This window comes from Candidatus Avelusimicrobium sp. (genome assembly GCF_056976295.1).
In genome coordinates, this window is sequence record NZ_DBMCTG010000007.1 from 22,997 (window position 1) to 46,492 (window position 23,496).

At 48.0% G+C, this 23,496-nt stretch carries 22 protein-coding genes and 2 tRNA genes; 9 read left to right on the forward strand and 15 right to left on the reverse strand.

Translation table 11 applies throughout. The features are described from left to right. Window positions 1–62: 62 nt before the first annotated feature. The gene (locus ACZOTW_RS04150) at window positions 63–1,448 is read left to right on the forward strand and encodes a peptide MFS transporter (protein ID WP_428038117.1); all 1,386 of its coding nucleotides are present in this window, start codon (window positions 63–65) and stop codon (window positions 1,446–1,448) included. 119 nt (window positions 1,449–1,567) lie between these two features. Here ACZOTW_RS04150 and ACZOTW_RS04155 read toward each other — a convergent pair whose 3' ends face one another. From ACZOTW_RS04155 to gatC, 3 genes are read right to left on the reverse strand one after another with little or no spacing between them, the layout of a single operon-like run. Further along, a complete protein-coding gene (locus ACZOTW_RS04155) occupies window positions 1,568–2,011 on the reverse strand; it encodes an NUDIX hydrolase (protein ID WP_177748439.1) in 444 nt (147 codons plus the stop codon). Next, window positions 2,008–3,420 (reverse strand): Asp-tRNA(Asn)/Glu-tRNA(Gln) amidotransferase subunit GatA, encoded by a 1,413-nt coding sequence (gene gatA, locus ACZOTW_RS04160; protein WP_483997594.1) that lies wholly within the window; start codon window positions 3,418–3,420, stop codon window positions 2,008–2,010. Before gatA ends, ACZOTW_RS04155 begins: the two co-directional genes overlap by 4 nt. Window positions 3,421–3,424: 4 nt before the next feature. Further along, window positions 3,425–3,706: an Asp-tRNA(Asn)/Glu-tRNA(Gln) amidotransferase subunit GatC gene (gatC, locus tag ACZOTW_RS04165; RefSeq protein ID WP_177748437.1), complete on the reverse strand. Its 282-nt coding sequence runs from the start codon at window positions 3,704–3,706 to the stop codon at window positions 3,425–3,427. Between the two features lie 90 nt (window positions 3,707–3,796). Here gatC and ACZOTW_RS04170 point away from each other — a divergent pair, with 90 nt between their 5' ends. After that, window positions 3,797–4,165, forward strand: a complete 369-nt coding sequence (locus ACZOTW_RS04170) for a hypothetical protein (RefSeq protein WP_428049048.1) — start codon at window positions 3,797–3,799, stop codon at window positions 4,163–4,165. A gap of 37 nt (window positions 4,166–4,202) precedes the next feature. Then, the gene (locus ACZOTW_RS04175; protein ID WP_483997567.1) at window positions 4,203–5,378 is read left to right on the forward strand and encodes a S8 family serine peptidase; all 1,176 of its coding nucleotides are present in this window, start codon (window positions 4,203–4,205) and stop codon (window positions 5,376–5,378) included. 110 nt (window positions 5,379–5,488) lie between these two features. Here the strand turns inward: ACZOTW_RS04175 and ACZOTW_RS04180 are convergent, their stop codons facing one another. From ACZOTW_RS04180 to ACZOTW_RS04200, 5 genes are all read right to left on the reverse strand, one after another. Then, window positions 5,489–6,565: a hypothetical protein gene (locus ACZOTW_RS04180; protein WP_483997568.1), complete on the reverse strand. Its 1,077-nt coding sequence runs from the start codon at window positions 6,563–6,565 to the stop codon at window positions 5,489–5,491. Between the two features lie 203 nt (window positions 6,566–6,768). Next, complete coding sequence (locus ACZOTW_RS04185; protein WP_483997569.1) at window positions 6,769–9,279, reverse strand: ATP-dependent helicase; 2,511 nt, start codon at window positions 9,277–9,279, stop codon at window positions 6,769–6,771. Window positions 9,280–9,294: 15 nt separating this feature from the next. After that, entirely contained in the window at window positions 9,295–10,536 is a 1,242-nt protein-coding gene (gene rlmD, locus ACZOTW_RS04190; protein ID WP_483997570.1) for a 23S rRNA (uracil(1939)-C(5))-methyltransferase RlmD, read from the reverse strand. Beyond that, entirely contained in the window at window positions 10,508–11,581 is a 1,074-nt protein-coding gene (ychF, locus tag ACZOTW_RS04195) for a redox-regulated ATPase YchF (RefSeq protein ID WP_177746151.1), read from the reverse strand. Before ychF ends, rlmD begins: the two co-directional genes overlap by 29 nt. Before the next feature lie 116 nt (window positions 11,582–11,697). Beyond that, window positions 11,698–11,771 (reverse strand) — tRNA-Glu (locus ACZOTW_RS04200). A 103-nt stretch (window positions 11,772–11,874) separates the two neighbouring features. Between ACZOTW_RS04200 and ACZOTW_RS04205 the strand changes: the two genes are divergently transcribed. The 3 genes from ACZOTW_RS04205 (at window position 11,875) to ACZOTW_RS04215 (ending at window position 16,150) form a co-directional block, all read left to right on the forward strand. Further along, a complete protein-coding gene (locus ACZOTW_RS04205) occupies window positions 11,875–12,939 on the forward strand; it encodes a DUF1646 family protein (RefSeq protein ID WP_483997571.1) in 1,065 nt (354 codons plus the stop codon). Window positions 12,940–13,044: 105 nt separating this feature from the next. Continuing rightward, window positions 13,045–15,600: an alpha-glucan family phosphorylase gene (gene glgP, locus ACZOTW_RS04210; RefSeq protein WP_428037866.1), complete on the forward strand. Its 2,556-nt coding sequence runs from the start codon at window positions 13,045–13,047 to the stop codon at window positions 15,598–15,600. 91 nt (window positions 15,601–15,691) lie between these two features. Beyond that, window positions 15,692–16,150, forward strand: a complete 459-nt coding sequence (locus tag ACZOTW_RS04215) for a tRNA (cytidine(34)-2'-O)-methyltransferase (protein ID WP_483997572.1) — start codon at window positions 15,692–15,694, stop codon at window positions 16,148–16,150. A gap of 56 nt (window positions 16,151–16,206) precedes the next feature. Here ACZOTW_RS04215 and ACZOTW_RS04220 read toward each other — a convergent pair whose 3' ends face one another. Next, a complete protein-coding gene (locus ACZOTW_RS04220) occupies window positions 16,207–16,650 on the reverse strand; it encodes a type IV pilin protein (protein ID WP_428046900.1) in 444 nt (147 codons plus the stop codon). Window positions 16,651–16,737: 87 nt separating this feature from the next. Between ACZOTW_RS04220 and ACZOTW_RS04225 the strand changes: the two genes are divergently transcribed. Further along, complete coding sequence (locus tag ACZOTW_RS04225) at window positions 16,738–17,940, forward strand: spinster family MFS transporter (protein WP_483997573.1); 1,203 nt, start codon at window positions 16,738–16,740, stop codon at window positions 17,938–17,940. A gap of 226 nt (window positions 17,941–18,166) precedes the next feature. Here ACZOTW_RS04225 and ACZOTW_RS04230 read toward each other — a convergent pair whose 3' ends face one another. Genes ACZOTW_RS04230 through ACZOTW_RS04245 form a run of 4 tightly spaced genes read right to left on the reverse strand, consistent with a single transcriptional unit; the run spans window position 18,167 to window position 20,842 of the window. Next, complete coding sequence (locus ACZOTW_RS04230; protein WP_428039931.1) at window positions 18,167–18,703, reverse strand: 2-oxoacid:ferredoxin oxidoreductase subunit gamma family protein; 537 nt, start codon at window positions 18,701–18,703, stop codon at window positions 18,167–18,169. Further along, a complete protein-coding gene (locus ACZOTW_RS04235) occupies window positions 18,703–19,446 on the reverse strand; it encodes a thiamine pyrophosphate-dependent enzyme (protein ID WP_428042082.1) in 744 nt (247 codons plus the stop codon). The genes ACZOTW_RS04230 and ACZOTW_RS04235 overlap by 1 nt, the downstream gene beginning before the upstream one ends. 4 nt (window positions 19,447–19,450) lie before the next feature. Then, entirely contained in the window at window positions 19,451–20,614 is a 1,164-nt protein-coding gene (gene vorB / locus ACZOTW_RS04240; protein ID WP_483997574.1) for a 3-methyl-2-oxobutanoate dehydrogenase subunit VorB, read from the reverse strand. A gap of 21 nt (window positions 20,615–20,635) precedes the next feature. Then, window positions 20,636–20,842: a 4Fe-4S dicluster domain-containing protein gene (locus tag ACZOTW_RS04245; RefSeq protein ID WP_177746131.1), complete on the reverse strand. Its 207-nt coding sequence runs from the start codon at window positions 20,840–20,842 to the stop codon at window positions 20,636–20,638. Between the two features lie 109 nt (window positions 20,843–20,951). On the opposite strand from ACZOTW_RS04245, the gene ACZOTW_RS04250 reads away from it, so the two are divergent. Continuing rightward, a complete protein-coding gene (locus ACZOTW_RS04250; RefSeq protein ID WP_483997575.1) occupies window positions 20,952–21,401 on the forward strand; it encodes a GAF domain-containing protein in 450 nt (149 codons plus the stop codon). A gap of 81 nt (window positions 21,402–21,482) precedes the next feature. Further along, window positions 21,483–21,554, forward strand: a tRNA-Phe gene (locus tag ACZOTW_RS04255). Window positions 21,555–21,595: 41 nt separating this feature from the next. Here ACZOTW_RS04255 and ACZOTW_RS04260 read toward each other — a convergent pair. Together ACZOTW_RS04260 and ACZOTW_RS04265 are read right to left on the reverse strand one after the other, a co-directional pair. Continuing rightward, window positions 21,596–22,057 (reverse strand): type IV pilin protein, encoded by a 462-nt coding sequence (locus ACZOTW_RS04260; RefSeq protein ID WP_483997576.1) that lies wholly within the window; start codon window positions 22,055–22,057, stop codon window positions 21,596–21,598. A 266-nt stretch (window positions 22,058–22,323) separates the two neighbouring features. After that, window positions 22,324–23,496: a class I SAM-dependent rRNA methyltransferase gene (locus ACZOTW_RS04265; protein ID WP_428049022.1), complete on the reverse strand. Its 1,173-nt coding sequence runs from the start codon at window positions 23,494–23,496 to the stop codon at window positions 22,324–22,326.

Genomic DNA, 23,496 nt, shown 5'->3' on the forward strand with positions numbered 1-23,496 from the left:
TCTGGTGTGCCTATATTTTTGTACAATATAGAGTACCCTTTTAATTAAACAAGGAGAAATAAATGACAGACAACGAAGTAAAGCATAACGTTACCAAACACGGTCAACCGAAAGCGCTGTATATGCTGTTTATGGTTGAAATGTGGGAACGTTTTAACTATTATGGAATGAGAGCTCTTCTGTCGCTCTTTATGATTAGTACCGTAATTGGATTTACCAAAGCAACTTCCAGCAAAATTTACGGTATGTTCACGGCCCTGGTGTATTTAACCCCCGTCTTGGGCGGATACCTGGCGGATCGTTATATCGGCAAACGCCACTCTATTACCATTGGTGCTATTTTAATGGCTATGGGTCAATTCACGCTGGCGTCTTATGAACTCATTAACCCGATTCTCGCATTGGGTACGGGTTTAACGCTGATTATTATCGGAAACGGTTTCTTTAAACCCAACATCTCCACCATCGTGGGCGAACTTTATGAACCCAACGACCCCAGAAGAGACGGCGGTTTTACCATTTTCTATATGGGCATTAACGTAGGTGCGTTTTTTGCGCCGTTTATCTGCGGTTTCTTAGGCGAACCTACCGACCCGATGAACGTATTGGAAGCCTATAAATGGAAATACGGTTTTATGGCCGCCGGTACGGGTATGTTAATCGGCCTCGTATGGTATTTGGTTTCCCAAAACAAATACTTGGGCCACATTGGCTTACACCCCGTAACTAAAAACGACCAGGACGAAGACCCTGAAGAAAAAGCCAAAGCCGAAGCCGCCAAAAAGCCGCTGACGGAAGAAGAATGGGATAAAATCAAAGCGATTTTCACTTTCGTATTCTTCGCTATTTTCTTCTTTGCGTTCTTTGAACAAGCCGGAACGTCTTTGAACTTCTTTGCCAAAGAAGCCACTAATTTGACCCCGGTTTTACCGATTATTGGGCAAATTACGCTTAAAGCGTCTTACTTCCAGGCAGTGAACCCTATTTTTGTGGTGCTCTTCGCCCCGTTGTTTGCCAAACTGTGGCTTAAAATGGGAACGAAAGACCCCTCTATCCCGAGCAAATTCGGTTGGGGCTTGTTCTTGCAAGGTATTGGTTTTGCCGCGGTTGCAATAGGTGCTGCCTTGTACCAAGCCAACGGCCCGGTCAGCGCAATTTGGCTGATTTTGGTCTATCTGTTCTGCACGATGGGTGAACTGTGCTTGTCCCCGGTAGGGCTTTCTATGGTTACCAAACTCGCGCCGCTTAAATTTATGTCCCTGTTTATGGGCGTATGGTTGACGGCCAGTTTCTTTGGTAACTTGCTCGCCGGCTGGTTGGCCAGTTACTATGAATCTTGGAGCCTGACCACGCTGTTCTCCGTTCCGGCCGTTATGTCTATGCTGTTTGGCGTAGTCATGTGGATTATGACGGGCAAAATCAAAAAGTGGATGCACGGCGTACACTAATCTTTGATTAGATAATGTGAAAACCCCGCTCAAACGAGCGGGGTTTTTTAGACACAAAAAAGCGGAACGCAAAACCCAAACACAGGTTGCGTCCCGCCCATTACTAACTAAAACAGCCCCTATTCCTCGGTTTCCGGCTCCTCGGAGGGTTCAATATGCAAACTGGCCAATAGCATATCCACCAGGCGGATATCGCTCGGGTATTGCACCAATTCACGCGCCTTTAAAAGAGACACCCAACGGATTGAAATAATTTCGGACGCATCGTGCTTGCCAATGCGCCCCAGTTTCTTCATCAAATACCATTGGACCATCTTTTTGACGTAATTTCCCTGAAAAGTAAATGCATACTTCACCCGAATCATCGGCCGGACAATAACGGCTTTATAGCCTGTTTCTTCCAATACTTCGCGCAGCGCGGCCTGACGTGGCGTTTCCCCTTGTTCAATGTGTCCTTTGGGAAACGTCCAAATCTTTTTGCCTTTCATATTTTTGACTTGGACGAGTAAAACCTTGCGCCCGTCCAATATCACACCGCCGCACGAAAATTCGGAAACAATCATACGCCCTTCTCTAAATTATATGCCGCGTTTAAAATTTTTTCTTCCTGCAAAATCGGCCCGTAAAACTGCACGCCGACAGGCAAACCGTTTTTATCCTTGCCAAACGGCACACTGATACCGGCAAGCCCACCGATATTGCCCTGGCAGGTATAAAGGTCCGCCAGATACAAGGCCAACGGGTCCTCGTCGTGCGCGCCCAGTTTAAAGGCCGTCGTGGGCGAGGTGGGCGTCAGCAAAATATCCACCTTTTCAAACGCTTTTTTAAAATCGTCGCGGATGAGTTCGCGCACCTTCATCGCCTTTACAAAACACTCCTCGTAACGGCCGGAGGTCAGTGCGTACGTACCGATAATAATGCGCTTTTTTACTTCCAATCCAAAAGGCTTGCGGGAGCCTTCGTAATAGGCGTTTAAATCTTGGGCTTGTTTATCGGCATACCCGTAACGGATACCGTCAAAGCGGCCCAGGTTAGAACTGGCTTCCGCACTGGTGATAATATAGTAACACGGAGCTGCATATTTGGCGTGAGGAACTTCCACTTCCACCAGTTCCGCACCCAACTTCTGCAAGCGCTTGGCAGCCGCGTCCACCTTTTCTTTAATATCCGCGTTTAAACCGTCCAAAAAGCCCTTGGGAAGCCCTACTTTTAGGCCTTTTAAACCGTCCGTAAAAAGTTTTTCATAAGCAGGAACTTCTGCGTCCAAGGAAGTTGAATCGTGCACATCTTTACCGGCCAACACTTCCAACACGCGCGCAGAATCAGCCACCGTTTGGGCCAGTACACCCACTTGGTCGGCGCTGGAAGCAAAAGCGATAACGCCATAGCGCGAAATACGGCCATAACCGGGCTTAATACCCACCACCCCGCAAAAACCTGCCGGTTGGCGTACGGAGCCGCCCGTATCGGTGCCCAAAGCCACGGGAACCATCCCCGCCGCCACAGCCGCCGCACTTCCGCCGGAGGAACCGCCCGGCACGCACTCCAAATTAACCGGATTTTTAACCGGCCCGTAAACGGAAGTTTGGTTGCTGCTGCCCATTGCAAATTCGTCCATATTGGCACGTCCGATAATCACGGCATCGGCGGCCACTAATTTTTCCACCACCGTAGAGGTGTAGGCGGCCACATAATTTTCCAACATTTTGGAACAGCAGGTAGCCTTGTGCCCTTTGTAAAGGATATTATCCTTAATTGCCACCGGCACACCGGCCAGCGGCCCCAGTTTTTCACCGCGGGCTTTTTTGGCATCCACGGCTTTGGCTTGGGCCAGGGCATCTGTTTCAAATACTTCTACCAAAGCGTTAATTTGGGGGTTTAATTCGGCAATTTTTGCCAAAGATTCCCGGGTAATTTCTTCGGCGGTCTTCACGCCTGTTTCAATAGCGTTTACAATTTCCAAAGCGGTCATCATATTAAAGCACCTTCTTTACTTTCGCGCAGTCATCTTCCAACGCGCCAAATTCTTGGCGCAAAGCAGCGGCGCGGTCCAAGTCGCTGACGGGTTCGTCACGGCGGATATGCGCCGAGTGGTTTACGTTGGTCAATTTGACCGAGTCCGTATTCACGGCGGAAAGCTCCTTTACCCATTTAAACAGGGCTTCTAATTGTTCTTGATAAATAGCGGCTTCTTGTTCGCTTACCTGCATTTTGGCAAGTTTGGCGGCCAAGGCTACATCTTTTTTAGTTATTTCCATAAAATAGGGCTCCCTTTAAAAATATATTTTATATAATAATTTAGCCGTTTGGCTAGGCATTATGCCCGCTTGGCGGCAAGGGGGAAATTTATGGAAAACCAAACGCAGGAAAACAAACCCGTCTGCACGCCGGATAAACGCAACGCGGACGACTGCAAATGCAATTTAAATGGCACAAACTGCATTAACAGCCATTTTACGCTTTCGGTCATTGCGGTCATCATCTCGTGCTTTACGGGATTTTTTACGATTCCGCTGGCGATTGCCGGGATGATTTTATCCTTGCGCGCGCAGGATTTGGCCCGCACGAACCTGCCGGATGAAGCCCGGCGCGTGGCTTGGTGGGCGGGGCTCTTTGGGTGGCTGACGGTAGGGATTGCCGTCGTACCGCTTGTACTGGTGTTATTTTTCGGCGGGACCTTGCTCGCTTTGCTGACGGCCATTTTGGCCTCGGCTTAATTTACTATACACGCTAACAGACAGGAGACTTTCAAATATGAAAAATAAAATAATACTATGCTGGATGTTGTGCTTGGCTTTACCCGGTTGGTCGGCTGTTACACTCCCTTATATTGAAAACTCCCCGGCCCCGGCGAACTTTTCTTGCTTTTGCCCCGAAATACTGGCAAAAGGACAACCTGAAAAAGTTGTTCCTCCTGCAGAACTGGATGTCCGCTCGTGTGATATATCCGCCTGGGATTTCAGCGGATATACCAAGGATGAACTGGCTGATGTACTGACCTTTGACAGTAAAACCGTTTTGCCGTCCAAAAACAAACTGCCCAAGGGATTTAATGCTAAAAAGATTTTAAAAAATGGCAAAAACCCCGGCTTACATTTACATAAATTGCATAAACAAGGCATTACGGGAAAAGGGGTTTCTGTGGCGATTTTGGACCAAAACCTGTTGACCACGCACCAAGAATACGCGAAGAATTTAGTTTGGTACGAGGAAAACATTTGGTGGAAACCAGCGGACAGCAGTATGCACGGCTCAGCAGTAGCCTCTATTTTGGTGGGGAAAACCGTTGGGGTGGCCCCACAGGCTAATTTGTTTTATTTCGCACCTGAATTCGGCCGGAGTTCAGAAGACCGCTACGACGCCGCACCCAATGCCCGTGCGTTGCGCCGGATTGCCCAAGTAAATAAGCAATTACCTGCGGAACAGAAAATCCGAGTGGTGTCTATTTCGCGCGGTTTCACCCCAGACGATTTAGATGCAAAAGAGTTTGCCGTTGCAAAAAAAGCATTAGAGGATGACGGGATAGCCGTGTTTACCACTCAGGATGTTTTTACATTAAGCCGCACACACTCACGGGATAATCCGGACAAAGCCGACTATTGCCGCCCGGCATATTGGTTGAAAAAAGAAAAATTGCCATCTTATGCGGCTTTCCAAGACGTATTCGCCCCGACCGATTTCCGCGTAGTTGCCGCGCCCAATGGTAACGGAGATTATGTACATTATGCTAATGGCGGACTCTCGTGGGCGGTGCCCTATGTGGCGGGTTTGTATGCGCTAGGCGTACAAGTAAGGCCGGGGCTTACCAAAGCAGAATTTTTACAAGCCGTTGCCGCCACAAACGACACGCGCCAATGCACTTTTCAGGGCCAAGCGTTTACATCCAAACTTGTTAATCCGCAAAAATTAATCAAATTTTTGCAAAAATAACTATTCCCCGGGTTTAAAAAGCCTGGGGAGTTTCATTAAAAAGTATTTATAAAAAAACGCCCCGGATACTTTTGGAAGCACTCCGGGGCAGTTTTGGTGTGTGGAAAATTTTACCAGCCATTTCTAACCAATTCACAACTATAAGAATCTCTATGAAGTGTTGTGCCGCCGTTAATACAAGATTCTAGGTCACAGTACTGATGCGTACCAGAACAAGTACCGCAAGAAGTGCCATAATTTCTATTACTGCAATCAACATCCTGATCTCCGCTTATTACAAAAACCCAATCCCATTTATAACATATCCCGTCTGCCGCCGTCTTAGGGACCCAAGGACAACACTCGGCCTTATGAGTGGATTTGTAAATAAGACCAGAACAATCATCCGTCGGAATAGTTGGAATCGTCGGTCTGCCGCTTCCGCAATTTGCAAGTGCCAATAATTTCACTTTTTTATTGTCGCTCGTCGTACGCTCTTCCCATTTTAACGTGCAGTTGCTTAAACTCGCACCCGTGTTCACGTGCGAACTCGTCGGCTGCGGAATATCGTTCCCGGATAATGTAAACCCGTCCGTTGTGGCATCATCATAAAGGCTTGCATTTTCGGACCCGCTGACAGATAATTTATTAGCGCGCAGAGTGGCCGCCTTTTGTTTTAAGCGGTTTACTGCGTCCAACGTGGATATATACGAATCGTTTTTAACCGTTGTCGTTCCGCCGTTTACATACACTTTATTTAAAAGTGCATTAGGCGTACCCGTATTGACTGCCTGATAGTTATCATAAGTATTGGCCGCCTCTCCGTGGATAGCCGTATTGGGCATATCAAGCGCAGAGCCGGACTCCCCCACCACAGCGGGAACATTATAATTTAAATTAGGTGAACTGGCACTCACAGTACCGCCGGAGCGGACCGTCATCGTGTTGGCTTCAATACCGCCTTTTAAATTAGCCTTATCGGCTACCTTTAAATAAACATAATCTCCCATACGCGACGGATTATACGACACCGCGGAAATGATTTCCGCCGGAGCATTTACCGCCGCAAATAAAGTAATCAGAAACATAACAACCAACCGTTTGACAAAGGCTCTTGCCGTGCGGCCACTTGTTGTTAAACCGTCATCCCCGAGAAATTGGCGGCCCGCTGAGTTCGGGAATGACACCATAGAAGTAACTCCTTTCATTTTTCTCCTTTTTAAGGTCTTTATATTTAGGCAAAAAGGCCTTTTATACGCGTTTTTATATACCGGATACATCCGGGTATATCCGGCCTTAATTTTCAAAATTTTAACAAAAAAAAAAAATAAAACAACCCTTTTAACATAAACAACGAAAAAGCCGCAAGGGAAATACACCCTTGCGGCTTTTTTCTATTAAAACTACGCTTTTACAATAATTCAAGCGGGGCAAATTTCAGCATAAAGGTACGCCGTACCCCATTGCCGAAAAGGACAGTAATTTTGGCGCTCTCGCCGGAGCCTGCCACTTGGACAATTTTGCCTTGCCCGAATACCCCGTGTTTGACAAGTCCGCCCACAGCCACACCGTCCGCATTTTTAGGAGCCGGTTCTGCCGGTTTAGCAACTGGCTGTTGGCTGGCCGTCGGAAACGGATATGCACGCCCCTTAGGAAACTGCCGCGGCGCGGCGGCCGGAGCAGGCATCGGGCGGGAATAGAGCGAACCCAAACCGGGTGTAGAATTATAAGAAGATGACTCGTAATCCAAATCGTTATCTTCTATTTCGTAGCCGTCCTCGTCATAGCGTTTTTGGAAACGGCTCTTGCTGGCATAGCCTTCAAAATTTTGGTAGCGGTTATTGCCGCCAAAATTATTGCGCCCGCGGGAATATCCTCCGCCGTAATTGCCGCCGGAATAGGAACCGCCCGCACCCGCGCCGTACAAACCGTATTTAGAGTGATAATCCGTATAGCGGGGTTGTGTGCTTTCGCGCACTTCACTCTCATCTAAAAGTCCGCTTTCAAACAAAAAACGCGAAGGCAAATTATCCTGCCGTTGTCCAAATTTGCGGCGCGATTGGGCATACGTTAAAAAGAGTTTTTCGCGCGCACGCGTCATTGCCACATAACACAAGCGGCGTTCTTCTTCCAATTCGTCCTCATTATCCTTGCAAATGGGAAACAGGTTTTCTTCCAAGCCGGTTACAAACACATTGTTAAATTCCAGCCCCTTTGCCAAGTGAACGGTCATCAGGGTTACGGCGCCGCCTTCACCCGCGTTGGAATCATCTTCGCCGGATAAGAGGGAAATTTCCTGCAAAAAGTCCGATACAGACGGCTCTTTTTCGCCCTTGTGGCAGCGCTCCTCGTATTCTTTTACGGCGTTGATAAGCGCGTCCAAGTTTTGCAAGCGGGATTCGGCTTCGGGGTCCTTTTCCATTTCGGCTTTTACGGCATCCATATAGCCGGATTCCACTAAAATTTTGTGAAAGATATCCGCCGGGTCCGTCAAAAGCATATCCCCGCGCCAATTTTCAAACAGTTGGACCAGACGCAACGCGGCTTTTAAAGCCATCGCACTAACGCCCGGCACATAGGCCGCGTTTTTTAAGGCATCATACAACGAAAGGTGATTTTCTTCCGCGTATGCCATAAAACGGTCCTGCGCTACCTTGCCGAGCCCGCGGGCAGGCGTATTGATAATGCGCAAAAGACTTACGTTATCGGCGGGATTAATCAAAATGCGCGCATAGCACATAATGTCTTTAATTTCCTTACGGTCGTAGAAGCGGACCGTCCCCACCAAGCGGTACGGAATTTGATAACGGCGGAAGGAGTCTTCAAAACTGCGGCTCTGTGCATTGGTGCGGTAAAAAACAGCCACCTCCTTCAAACTGGCGCCTTCGTCCACCAAGGCTTTAATATTTTGGCTGACCCAACGGGCTTCATCACCCTCTGTTAAAAGTTCGCGCACCTCAATTGGGTCGCCTTGTGATTTATCGGTAAAAAGATTTTTTTCCTTGCGTTTTTTATTTTTGGTAATCAAACGGTTGGAGGCTTCCAAAATAACTTTGGTAGAGCGATAGTTTTGCTCCAAGGTAATAGTTTTTACATCTTGGAAATCTTTTTCAAATTCCAAGATGTTGCGGATATTGGCTCCGCGCCAAGAATAAATGCTTTGGTCGGGATCCCCCACCACGCACAATTTACGGCGTTTGGCAGCCAGCATTTTGGTAATTAGGTACTGGGTATGGTTTGTATCCTGATACTCGTCCACTAAAATATATTCAAAAAATTCTTGGTAATAGGAGCGGATATCCTCGTGGTCGCGCAATAGAACAACTGTCTTTACAAGCAAATCGCCAAAATCTAACGCGCCCGCTTCTTTAAGTTTCTGTTCGTAGCGGCGATAGACTTCGGCGGCGCGGATTTTAAAATCCAGCCCGCTGGCTGTTGCGCTTTGCATCATTGTTTCAGGCGAAACCATATCGTCTTTGGCGCGGGAAATCAAACCGACAATTTGGCTGATTTCCTTTTTAGGGTCTTTGATACCCATTTGCTCCAAAATCAGGCTGACTACTTTCTTTTGGTCGGAATCGTCGTAAATGGCAAAATCGCGCGACAGGCCGAGTGCTTGTGCGTTCTGACGCAAAATACGCACGCCAAACGAGTGGAAGGTGTGAATCCAAACCTTTTTTCCCGCCCCAGGCACCAACGAATCCACACGCTCGCGCATTTCCTGCGCGGCCTTATTGGTAAATGTTACCGCCAAAATACGGGCCGGGTGATAGCCGTCCGCAATTAATTTCGCAATTTTGGTGGTTAGGGTTTTGGTCTTACCCGTCCCGGCACCGGCCACAATCAGGCAAGGTCCGGCATCATAATTGACGGCCTCCAACTGTTGTGGGTTTAAAGATTTTAATGATTCTTCCAAAGTCATACAGGTCCTTCTAAATTATTTCAATTTCATTTGCACGAAGGTTTCAATATGCTCGCTGTGCGGGAAAAAGTCAAAGGCTTCGACGTGCAAAATTTCGTAATGCTGGGTAAGAATTTTCAAATCGCTTGCCAGCGTAACCGGATTACAGGAAATGTAGAGTACATTTTCCACGCCCGATTCTGCCACCGCCTTGGCAGCCTTGGGATGCATCCCGCCCCGGGGCGGGTCCAAAATAATAAGAGCCTCTTTGCGTTCAAGCGGCTGTTCCTTGACAAAATCTTCCACCTTGGAGCAGAAGAATTGCACATTGGAAACCCCGTTAATTTTGGCATTTTCAATCCCGTTATATACGGCAGGGGCTACGCTTTCCACGCAAATACTTTTTTCGCACAAATCAGCGCAAGACAGCGAAAAACTGCCCGCCCCGCCGTACAAATCGTAAATGCGTTTCGGCGCGAGTTTTTTAACCACCCCACGCACGCGGGAATACATCTTTTGCGCGGTTTTGGTATTGGTTTGAAAGAACGATTGGGGCGAAAGTTTAAATACTATTTCGCGCTCTTTTTGCCCGTTCTCGTTGGTTAAAAAAATGCGCTCTAAAATAAAATCTTTTCCTTTTAATACGCGCAGGGATTCGGGCGCGGCGGTATCGGCCAGCCCGTTATTGACGGCGGCCATAATATTGGCATTGGGCAAAATGGACTCCACCGTTTGCACAAAAGTTTTTTCGTTGAAATCGTCCGTTACAAACAACACCACTATTTCTTCCCCGGTGTTTTTCCCCTCGCGAACCATTAAGTGACGCAAAATTCCCGTATGTTTGCGTTGGTCGTAATATTCCAAATTTTCGGCTTTTGCCCACGCGCGGATAGCGTTCAAAAGAGGAATTAGTTTGTCGTTAAACAAATAACACTCCTCTATATCCACCGCCCTGTCCCAACGGCCCTTTAATTTAAAACCGAGCGCGCTTTCAAATTCCAGCGGGCGGGTTTTATTGGCGGGGTCCTTTTTATCGTAATCGTCGCGCCATTTAACCTGGTGGCAGAAACCGAGTTCCACCTTGTTGCGGAAATTAACCGGTTCGTCCGTTACGGTTACCGGGATTTCCCCTTGCCAAAATTCTTTTAAGGTTTCTTGCAGTTTGGCCTGTTTTTTGGCTACTTGCTCCCCGTAGGACAAGTTCAAAAGGGCGCATCCGCCACATTTACCGAAATGTTTGCACGAAATATTAGGCATTGATTTTAAACAGGCAGACATCGCCGTCCTTTACAATATAGTCTTTCCCTTCGGAGCGGATTAAACCGTGTTCGCGCAGGGCTTTTTCACTGCCAAACTTGGCTAAATCGTCAAAAGTGTAAACATCGGCGCGGATAAAGCCTTTTTCAAAATCGCTGTGGATTTTTCCCGCCGCTTGCGGAGCCGTACACCCTACGGGAATTAGCCAACTGCGCACTTCCACTTCGCTCCCGGCGGTAAAATAGGTGCAAAGGTTCAAGAGTTTCATCCCCTCGCGAACCACTTTTTCCAAGCCTGTATAATCGTTGCCCGTTTCGGCCAAAAAGGCGTGTTTTTCCTCCTCGCTAAATTCAGCGATATCCGCCTCAAATTTAACAGACAACTCCAAAAAGCCCGCTCCGTTTTCTTTGGCGTATTTGGCTACCTTTTCGGCATTTTCCACATTGCGCTTTTCCGAATTGTTGCCCACATACAATACAGGTTTGGCGGTTAAAAATTGATAGTCTTTCAGTTCTTCCGGCTCCAAATGCAGGGAACTGACGGGTTTGCCGTTTTCCAGAGCGGCTTTAATCTCCTTCATCCGTTCCCAGGCGGCTACGGCATCTTTTTTGCCGCTTTTGGCATTGGATCCCAGACGGTCGCATACCTTGGTGGCCGTTTCCAAATCGGCAAGCATTAATTCCGTATTAATTACCTCAATGTCGCGCAACGGATCCACCGAGTTCATCACGTGGGTTACGTTTTCATCTTCAAACAAACGCACCACGTGTATAATGGCGTCCACTTCGCGGATGTTGGCTAAAAATTTATTGCCTAGCCCTTCGCCTTGGCTCGCGCCCTTTACGATACCGGCAATATCCACAAATTTAATAAAAGCGGCGGTTTTTTTAGGAGGATTAAACATTTCAAACAACTTATCCAACCGTTTATCCGGTATAGGCACAATGCCCACGTTTGGCTCAATGGTGCAGAACGGATAGTTGCTCGCTTCCGCTCCGGCGCAGGTCAGCGCATTAAAAAGGGTAGATTTGCCTACGTTAGGCAGACCGACGATACCGATTTCCATAGTAAAAGACTCCTTGAATATAATAAAACGGACGATTAGTTATATTTTAGCATTTTAGGCTAGGCCTAGGGACGGCATAAAAAACCCCGCCGGATGCGGGGTTTAAAAGGAGAAAACGTCCCGTACGAGATTCGAACTCGTGATCTCCGCCTTGAGAGGGCGGCGTCCTGGACCGCTAGACGAACGGGACCTTTAAATTAATTTTATCATATTTTTTCCCGGTGCGTAAGCACTCCCCGAATATTCCGCTTTTTTTATATAATAATTTTATCTTACCTTTACAGGGGGCTGTTATGGAATTAGCCGCATGGCAGACGACGTTACTGTCGCTATTAATCGCAATCGTTCTCTTTTTACCGCTTACCGTACACAAAGTGGAAGAAAACTTGGAAGCATTTTTGTTCCTGTGCGGAATTATTGCGGTTTCCGTTTCCAAAATGTGGAGCGGACATCTGGTTTTGACTGCGCTGGAAGATCCAATCAAAATCACATTAGCCGTTTTAATTGCGGGTTTACTTTTCCGCAAATTCAACGTGCATTTGCAAAAACTGACACACAAGGCTGTTAAAACCATCGGTCTGCGCTGGACGTTGTTTTTAATCGTCTTTTTACTTGGGCTTACGTCCAGCATTATTACCGCTATTATCGCGGCACTTATCTTGGCGGAAGTTACCGTAATGCTCCCCTTGGAACGCAAGGGCCGCACGCGCCTGGTGGTATTTTCGTGCTTTGCTATCGGTATGGGTGCAGTGCTTACCTCCATTGGCGAGCCGTTGGGAACGGTAGTGCTTTCCAAATTAAAAGGCGCGCCGCATTTTGCCGATTTTTGGTTCCTGCTGGAACACTTGGGCTGGTATGTTTTTGGCGGGGTGGTATTAATGGCCGGTATGGCCAGTTCTATCCGCGCTGACGTCATCCAAAAGGCTCCCGGGCCCAAAGCCGCCGAAAACAATGAGGGCGACGGCCACACCATTAAAAGCATTGTGGTCCGCGCGGCCAAAGTATATTTGTTCGTAATGGCGTTAGTGTTTTTGGGCGACGGTTTAAAACCGCTTGCAATGCAGACCATTTCACACCTATCTGCCAGTTGGCTTTATTGGATTAATGCGCTTTCCGCCGTACTGGATAATGCCACCTTGGCCGCTATTGAGGTCACACCGGATATCAGCACCCGCACGCTTACGTTTTTGCTGATGAGTTTGATTATCTCGGGCGGGATGCTCATCCCGGGCAATATTCCCAACATTATCTGCGCTTCCAAGTTGGGCATTAAGAGCAAAGAGTGGGCCAAACACGCCGTAGGTTTGGGCGCAGCCTTGATGATTGCCTGCTTTATCATCTTAAATGTAGTGCTGTAAACATCACTTGTTTTAACAGGGCCGCCAATCCGTTTGGAAAGGCGGCCTTTTTGTACCTTAATTTTATATAATTTCTGTATATTGAAATAACAAGGGGAGAACGTAATGAAAATCCATTCTTTTAACGTACAGCCCAACTTGCCCGAAAACATCAAGTTTTTGGAAGAGTTGGCCAATGATATGTGGTTTACCTGGAATTGGCGCGCCATCTTACTTTTTGTACAGGTAGATGCAAAACTGTGGATTACCGCCAAACGCAACCCGAAATGGTTTTTGGGCTGCGTACCGCAGAAACGCTTTGAAGAATTAAGCAAAGACCAGGCGTTTTTAGATAATTTAAATGCCGTCAAAACTTCTTACTACAACTATAAAAATAATCCAAACACCTGGTATCAGCAACACCGCCACGAAAACGGCAACCTTTTAACAGCCTATTTTTCTATGGAATACGGTATCGGCGAAGGTTTACCGATTTACTCCGGCGGGCTCGGTATGCTTGCGGGCGACCATATGAAATCCGCCAGCGACCTGGGTATGCCAATTATCGGTGTGGGTTTGTTCTACAAACAAGGCTATGTACAGCAGGTACTAAACCGTGAAGGGTGGCAGAACGAAGAATATCCGGATAACGACTGGGCTCATATGCCGGTAGAACGCGTAACCAAAGACGGCAAAGACATTACCGTAGATATCCAATTGGGAAGCGAAAACATTAAAGCCTGCATCTGGCGCGTACCTGTGGGGCGCACCTCTCTTTATTTGTTAGATACCAACTTGCAGGAAAATACCCCCGCACAGCGCGCCATTACCGAAAAACTCTACGGCGGCGACCGCGAAAACCGTATCCGCCAAGAAGTGGTCCTTGGTATCGGCGGTGTGAAAGCATTAGATGCTATGGGCATTAAACCGACCGTTTATCACATTAACGAGGGGCACAGCGCGTTCCTGCTTTTCCAACGCATTATTGACATTATGCGCGAAAAGAACCTGACGTTTGCCCAAGCGCGCGAAATTGTATGGGCTTCCTCCGTATTTACCACCCACACACCGGTTATTGCGGGGAACGAACACTTTGACCCCGCCCTTGTGCGCAAATATATGGACTTCTATGCCAAAGAAATGGGTATTTCTTGGGAAGAATTTTTAGCCTTAGGTAAAGAAAAGGCCAACTCTGCTACTTATTGTATGACGGTAGTTGCCCTGCGCTTGGCCGCCTTCTGCAACGGTGTAGCCAAACTGCACGGTAAAGTAAGCCGCGAAATGTGGCACAACCTCTGGCCCGAACTACCTATCAGCGAAGTACCGATAACCAGCATTACCAACGGTATTCACAGTTCTTCTTGGATTTCGCACGAACTCAACGAACTGTACCGCAAATATTTATTCGGCAACAACCAAACCGGCGAAGTAGATCCTTCCGACACGCAAGCCTGGGAAAATATAACCAATATCCCCGACGGTGAGTTGTGGGACGTCCATACCGCACGCAAAAACAAACTGATTGATATGGTGCGCGGCCGCCTAAAACGCCAACTTACCCGCCAAGGCTTTGACGTGATGGCCGTTAAAAAGGCTTCCAGCGTTTTGCGCCCCGATGTGCTGACCATTGGTTTCGCCCGCCGCTTTGCCACCTACAAACGCGCGACCTTGCTGTTTAAAGATTTGAACCGCTTGGATAAAATCATCAACAATCCGCAGCGCCCCGTCCAATTCGTTTTTGCGGGGAAAGCGCACCCGGCGGATACGGCCGGTAAAGAATTTATCAAATTGATTGTCGGCCTAACACAAAACGACCCTCGCTTTAAAGGCAAAATCGTTTTTGTGGAGGACTACAATATGAACGTCGCCCGCTATATGGTACAGGGCGTGGACGTATGGCTCAACAACCCGATTCGCCCGATGGAAGCCAGCGGCACGAGCGGTATGAAAGCCGCCTTAAACGGCGCACTTGCACTGTCTATTTTAGACGGCTGGTGGGACGAAGTGGGGCCGTGCGATTTCGGCTGGTCTATCGGCGGACCGGAAACGTACAAATCCGACGAAGAACGCGACACGGTGGAATCCGAATCGCTCTATAATTTAATTGAGCAGGATATTGCCCCCGCTTACTATGCCAAAGAAGTCGGCTCCGCTTATTCCTTGCCGTGGGTTTCGCTGATGAAGGAATCGGTCAAGCACATTGCCCCCTTCTTCAACACAAACCGTATGGTAAAGGAATATTACGAACGCTTCTATGTGCCCGCCAACAATTACAGCCTTATTTTAAATGAGCCCGGCAAAGCCGAAGCCGTAGCCGCCTGGCGCAGTAAAATTGCGGACAACTGGTACCGCGTGGGCGTAACCGATATCACCCCGCAACCCGAAAGTGCTATTTTAATGGGTGATAAGGTAAACTTTAAAGCCCGCGTGGTCTTGGGCGGACTGGCTCCGGAAGACATACAAGTAGAACTTTACTTGGGCCAACGCGGAACCCTGGGCGACATTGTCAAGGAAGATGCTATTGATATGACCTGCACCGGCAAAGACGGAGACGCTTACACTTATGAAGTATCTATGTCCCCGCTTAACAGCGGTCGCCAGGACTATGCCTTGCGTGTATTACCCTATAACACGAATATCCCCAGCGTTCTGACTCCGCTCTTTATTCGTTGGGAAGAATAAGGTTATTCTTATAAAAACGGCCGGAAAAGTCCGGCCGTTTTTTGCTTTTGTTAGGTGCTTTACCGCTTTACGCGGGTAATGACAAATTAATATGCTAAATATCGTGCTTGTAAACCCCGAAATTCCCTTTAACACGGGCAACATCGGCCGTTCGTGCGTAGCCACCAATACTCGGCTGCATTTAGTGGGCAAACTCGGCTTTAAAATTGCCTCTAAGGAAATCCGCCGCTCGGGCCTGGACTATTGGCCCAATTTGGATTACCGCCGTTACGAAACGTGGAATGCTTTTTTGGAAGCCGAAAAACCAGCAGAGGAAAAAATGTTTTTTCTTTCCACGAAGGGTCAAAAATCTTACTGGGATGCCATTTTCCCCCCCGATGCGTTCCTTATCTTTGGCGCTGAATCGTGCGGACTGCCCAAGGAATTTTACGAACGCTACCAAACCCGTCTGTTTACAATACCTATGACAGGCCCCGTCCGTTCGCTCAATCTTTCCTCGTCGGCGGCGATTGTGCTTTTTGAAGCCTTGCGCCAAAACCGCTTGAATTAGACAAAAAAACCCGCCGGCTGGCGGGTTTTTTACAAGTTTTTTTACAAAAGGGCCACTTACAAAGGCAATACATATTTGCCGGAGGAATTTTTCTCCATACCTATATTTTGGCAGGTTTCCGCATCCCCCGTGCACTCAATGCTTATAAGTTCACCGTTTTGGTTAGTCGCCGTAAGCGTATAACTGCCCGTACGCGTAGTGGTAACAGTTACCGTGCCGGAGGAGAGGGTCATCTTAGGTGTTGAAAAATTAACGCTCTTAGTCATATCCACCCCGGTTACATTTCCGTTGGAATCCGTCAAACCCGCAAGGGAATACGAATTTTCGTTCATTACATATTTGGCATTTACCGCGTCGCTAATTGCACGGACATTGTTAATCCCTTCCGTTGCGCGGCCGCGCTCCATAGATGCGCGGTATTTGGGCAGACTGACCGTTACCAACACGCCTACAATTACCATTACAATCAACAATTCAATTAACGTAAAACCTTTCTTCATACAATTCCCCTTTCTTTAAAGATAGTTTATTATATAAATTTGCTCCGGCTTTTAATAGTATATATTTTATAAAATACTTAAAGCACTATGAACGCGAAAAAACTGTTTTGGATTCTCTTTTTGCTCAACCTGTTTAATTATATAGACAGGCAAGTGCTTTATTCGGTGTTCCCCCTCCTGCAAGCCGAACTCCGTTTAAATGATATGCACTTGGGGGCTTTGGCCTCCGCGTTTATGCTGGTGTATATGTTCTATGCTCCGTTTGTGGGGTACTTTGCCGACAGAACCCCGCGCCAAAAATGGATTGGCGCAAGCGCGCTTATTTGGAGCGCGGCTACCTTGGCCTGTTCCGCCGCCAAAGGCTATATCTCCCTGCTTTTTACGCGAGGGCTTATCGGAGTAGGGGAAGCCGGATTCACCACGCTTGCACAGCCGTTTTTGGCAGAACATTTTCCTAAAACAAAACGAGCCACCGCCTTGGCCTGTTTCGGGCTGGCGTTACCCGCCGGGAGTGCGCTTGGATATTTGCTGGGCGGGCTTATCGGCCAACATTGGGGGTGGAGGATAGCCTTTATGCTGGCAGGCATACCGGGTCTGTTTTTAGGTTTTTTAGCGTTTACCCAATTACAGGACAAACAACGGCTATCCCAAAAACCAGCCGAAATTCCGCACCTGAAAGAATATGCTGCCCTCCTTAAAAATAAACCCTTTTTATTTATTTGTTTGGCGCACGCAATGATTACGTTTATCATTGGGGGGCTATCCGCCTGGATGCCCACTTATTTGCACCGTTATTTGCAAATGGACGTAGCGCGTGCGGGCGCCGTTTTCGGGATACTGGTCGTCTTGTGCGGGGCGGCTGGAACTTATTTAGGCGGTAAATGGGCCGATAAAATACTTCCCTTTTCTCCCAAGTCCTACTTTTGGGTAATCGGGCTTGCATTAGCGGGATTACTGCCCCCTGCCTGGATAGGCATACACACAGGCTCCGTTATTTGCGCCCTGATTTGCTTTGGGCTAGCCATTATTTGTTTATTTCTGCCCACCGGCCCTGTGGCGGCAGCCCTTGTTTCCGCCACACGCGCTCCGGTACGTTCTATGGCTTTTGCCGTTAATATTTTTATTATTCACGCCTTGGGAGATGCGTTATCCCCGGTACTTATCGGACAAGTTTCTGATGTGTGGGGCTTAAAAGCCGCGGTGCTTTTGTGCTGTTTAGCGGCACTCCCAGGGATAGTATTTACTTGGATTGCCTCCTCATACGAACGGCGGGAAACTAACCCTTTTTAACCATAGGAAAATTCAAAAAATCCATTTATACTTACAATAACAGCAGGGGAACCGAAAAGCAGGGGGATAGGGCCGCTGTCCTTGGCATTACAGCCGCCCGGAGTTGTACATACTTATCACCTAATGCCACAAAGGGAAGACAAAAAAGTCTTCCCTTTTTAGTTGGTACAAAAAAGGGACCAAACATAATGTTTGGTCCCTCTCATTAAATCACTTACTTTTCGGATTAATTTACCGCATCAAAACCGGCTTGCAACGCTTTTTTATTCAGTTCCAGCATTTCCGGTTTGGCGCGTTTATAAACCTTTTTCATCGCGTGTGCCACGCTTTCCAGCGTAACGGCACCCGTCAATTTAATAAAAGCACCTAATGCCACCAAGTTGGCAATGCGGTCCATCCCCAACTCCTCGGCAATTTTATTGCACGGCACGCACACCACTTTGATATCCGTGCGGGTAGGGCGGGAATTAATCAGCGAACTGTTAATAATCATTAGTCCGCCTTTTTTAAGCAAAGGCTCAAACTTGGGCAAGGACGGCTCGTTCATAATGATAACCGTATCCGGTGCAGACACAATCGGCGTATAAACCTCTCCGTCCGACACAACTACGGAACAGTTAGCCGTACCGCCGCGCATTTCCGGCCCGTAAGACGGCAACCAACTGGCGTTCTTTTTGTTTTCCACACCCGCCTGTGCGAGCAAAATCCCGGCAGAAATAACACCTTGTCCGCCAAATCCGGCGATTCTAATACCTTGATACATTATTTCGCCCCCTCGTCTTTGAATACACCCAACGGATATTGCGGCATCATTTTGGTACGCACAAATTCCAATGCCTGCGGCACGCTGGCGTGCCAATTGGTCGGGCATTGGGAAAGCACTTCCACCATAGAAAAACCGACTCCGTTTACCTGGTTTTCAAACGCTTTTTTGATTGCCTGTTTGGCTTTCATTACGTTCTGCGGGCAGTCCACAGCCACGCGGGCCAAGTATTTGGAACCCGTAATCTGCGCGAGCATTTCGCACATATTAATCGGCCAACCCTGCAATTTGGGGTCGCGGCCTTTGGGGGCGGTAGTAGCCACCTGGCCGACCAATGTGGTCGGGGCCATTTGTCCGCCCGTCATACCGTAAATGGCATTATTGATAAAAATAACCGTAATGTTTTCGCTACGCACGGCGGCGTGCACAATTTCGGCCATACCGATAGAAGCGAGGTCGCCGTCGCCCTGGTAGGAAAACACTATTGCCTGCGGTTTGGAGCGTTTTACACCGGTAGCAATCGCCGGGCCGCGTCCGTGCGCGCCCTGCACCATATCGCAAGCAAAGTAGGAATCCGCAAACACGGCACAGCCCACCGGGGCCACGCCGATTACACGGTCCGCAATGTTAAGTTCATCAAACACTTCGCCCATTAAGCGGTGCACAATGCCGTGTCCGCAGCCGGGACAATAGTGCATTGGCACATCGGTTAAACTGGCGGGTTTTTTGGCTAAAATGGTCATAAATCTATTTGCCTCCTTTCAGGTCGCCCTGCATACCCAGGGTGGTATCACGCTGGCAGTTGTAGGTAAACCCGGCGGCGTGTTCTTGCAAATCAAACAAGCCGTCCTTTTTGCCTGCAAGCGCGGAGCGCACGGCAGTTAAAATGGTAGAACCGTCCGGTTGCCCTCCGGCCGGATAGGCATTTAAATAAACGGGTGTTTTGCCGTTTACAGCCAGTTTTACATCTTGCACCAACTGGCCCAAACTCTGCTCCACGCACACGATGGCTTTGGTTTTGGAAGACAGTTCCGCCAAACGCTTGGACGGGAACGGCCACAGCGTAATCGGGCGGAAGAGGCCAACTTTTAAGCCTTCCTCTTTGGCTTTGTTTACGGCTTCCAAGCACGCGCGGGAGGACAAGCCATACGCCACCAACAGCACATCACAATCTTCCGTATTGCGTTCTTCCCAGCGGGTTTCGGTCTGTTCAATCAAGCCGTAGCGTTTAGCGCGATCTACCACGTCGGCAATCAAATTATCGCCTTTGTAGGAAAAAACATTATTCTTCTTTTTTCCGTTTTTATTGATATCTACCGCCCAATCAAACTTACCTAATTGGTTGGGGTCCACAGGGTCAAAATGAAAGGACATACTTTCCATCATTTGCCCCAAAATGCCATCGGCTAAAATCATACAAGGCATACGGTATTTTTCGGCCAAGTCAAAGCCGAGTTTCGGGAAATTGCCCAACTCTTCTACGGAGTTCGGGGCCAAAACGATAATATGATAATCCCCATTACCGCCGCCGCGCGTGGCCTGGAAATAATCTCCTTGCGCACCGGCAATGCTGCCAAGCCCCGGGCCGCCACGCATTACGTTTACAATCAAGCAGGGCAAATCGGCGCTGGCTAAATAAGTAATACCTTCCTGCTTCAAACTGACTCCCGGAGAGGAAGATGACGTCATACTGCGGGTTCCGGTAGCGGCCGCACCATACACCATATTGATAGCGGCGATTTCACTTTCGGCCTGGACAAACGAACCGCCGGCATCAGCCATATTGGCAGACATAAATTCCGGCACTTCGTTTTGAGGGGTAATCGGGTAACCGGCAAAAAAGCGGCAGCCTGCGCGGATAGCGCCTTCGGCCAAGGCTTCGTTGCCTTTTCTTAATGTTTTTTCAGTCATAGGTATAAAATCCTCAAATCGTTATTCTTTAATTACCGTAATGGCAATATCGGGGCACATCATATAGCACATCTTACAGCCGATACAGTCCTGCGGACGTTCCATAACGGCAGGGAAATACCCTTTTTTGCTAATGGTTTCGGCTTTGCCCAAGCATTTTTTAGGGCAAGCGCTGACGCACAGATAACAGGCTTTACATCTATTCGCGTCCACTTCAATTCTTGGCATAATTCTCCTGTGGGTCCGGGGGTAGAACCGGAAAAACCCATATATAAAGTATATGACTTTTGCCAGCGCAAGCGCAATAATAAACACCCTTTTTTGCTACAATAATTTTATGGATAAAAACACTTTACTCACTCAGTTAGAGGCCTTATTATCCGCCGAAACGGACCCTGTGGCCAATATGGCTAACACGGCAGCCCTTATGTATAACGGACTGGCGGGATTAAATTGGGCGGGTTTTTATTTGCTAAAAGAGGGCGTGCTGGTACTGGGGCCATTTCAAGGGAAGCCAGCCTGCGTGCGGATTTCCGTAGGACGCGGGGTATGCGGAACTTCCGTTCAACTGCGTAAAACTGTTTTAGTGCCGGACGTCCACCAATTTCCGGGGCATATTGCGTGCGATTCGGCCTCGCAAAGCGAAATAGTGGTGCCGCTTATCAAAAATGGAGTGATGTTAGGCGTGTTGGACATTGATTCCCCGCACAAGGGCCGTTTTAGCCAAGAGGACCAGGTGTTTTTTGAAAAAGTAGCGGAAATTTTGCTAAAAAATTGCCATTTTTAATGAAATAAAAAATTTTTCTCCGTCGTAGAACGCAGAAAATATTGCCGAAGTGTCCTAAATTTTGTATTATATTTAGGTAATGCCGAGGTAGCTCAGTGGTAGAGCACTGGTCTGAAAAACCAGGTGTCGACAGTTCGATCCTGTCCCTCGGCATTTTCCTTTTGTTTAAAAAACCCCGCTTTTGGCGGGGTTTTTTATTTATCCATACAATAGCGGTTCCAATTTCCCTGAACGCCCTCTTCGCCGGTTGCAAATAAGGCCCCAAAGCCATTACAAAAAGAATTTCCCGCGCTATCGCCGGGGCGGGCGTTGCAAACCGTTTTGCAGGGCCACCCATTATCCGCCCAAAACAAGAACAGTCTTTCTTCCATTTTTAAGGAACAACCGCCTTCATCGCAGCGTACGCCCCACGCTTTATGGAAATCCTGCTCGGGCAGTTGCAAATCTAATGATTCAAAATCGTTGGTATATTCCCCATTGGATAAGTAATAAACGGTTTCAGCCTTTTGCAAAGCATTAAAAAAAGTTAAAGCATTGGTAGCCTTGGCCTTAAATACGGCCTTTTCGTACTGTGGCAAAGCCACCCCCGCCAAAATACCGATAATTAACACCACTACCAACAATTCTATTAATGTGAAGCCTGTTTGCTTGTTCATACGAACGCTCCTTTTTTATCAGGCTCCGCACATAAAAAACGGCTGATTGCACGGAGCCGCAAACAGGTAGCCCCATACAACAGCCGTGGTTTGCCGCCCAAAGGACGGCAAACACTCGGCCCAAAAGCAAAAGGGTAATTAGTCCTTTTGCCTTTGAACCTAAAACGACTGCTTTTGGACTGTTTGCGTACCGCATAAGCGGTTACACACCATATCTGCTATGGTTCCAAAAACAGATTAAATTTTTACTGCTTTAAAATGTCCTCCTAGCGCAACTGGATAAGCGCAAAATGCAGATATTCCGTTTCCGGCATACCGATAAGCACCGGGTGGTCTTTGGCTTGTCCGCGCAGTTCCACCAATACCGCCTTGCGGCCCGATTTGCTCACGCCTTGGCGGATAATATCCACAAACAGTTCGCGCGAAATATGGTGCGAACAGGTGGAAAATGCCAAATATCCACCCGTTTTAATACCCTCTAAGGCCATTTTAACGAGTTTTACATAAAGCCCCACGGCTTGCGGCAATGCCTTGCGGCTTTTGACAAAGGCGGGAGGGTCCAACAGCACCATATCGGGCTGGTCGGGCAGTTCGCCTTTCTTCATTGCCGAGAGCAAGCGTTCGGCGTCGTCGCGGTGGAATACCACGCGGTCGGATACGCCGTTTAATTCGGCATTATTTTTAGCAAATTCTACCGCCGCCGCGGAGGAATCGCACCCCCACACCTGGTTGGCACCGGCCAAGGCGGCCGTAATACCAAAGGACCCGATGTAGGAATACAAATCCAACACCAGTTTATCTTTAAAATACGGTTTCAAAAATTCGCGGTTTTCGCGCTGGTCAAAATAAAAGCCCGTCTTTTGTCCGCCGCGGATAGGAACAATATACTTTACGCCGTTTTCTTCAATCTCCACCGTTTCAGGCACTTCGCCAATGATTTCGGGCGTATTGGTCAGCCCTTCCAACGCGCGGAAGGCACTGTCGTTCTTGTAATAAATGCCTTTGGGCTTAAAAATCTTTTGCACGGCCTTGGTGATTTCAGGCTTTAATTTTTCCATACCCGCCGTCAATACATCTATGACCAAGATATCGCCGTAGCGGTCAATCACCAACCCCGGCATATTATCGGCTTCGCCATAGCACATACGTCCGTACTTACGCACGCCGATTTCCTTGCGGTAAGCATAGGCATTATCTATATTTTCAAATACAAAATCTTCCGGCAGTTCGCCCTCGCCCTTCATCAGCAAGCGCACGGCAATTAAACTGTGCGGGTTGAAAAAACCAATACCAACCTGTTTGCCTTCGTGGCTGACGACACGCACAAGAGAACCCGGCTCAATAGATGTATCCAAACCGTCAATCTCATTTGAAAAAACCCACCAATGGCCCGCCAGGAGCCGCCTTTCTTCTTTTGCTTTTAAGGTAATTTGAATCAT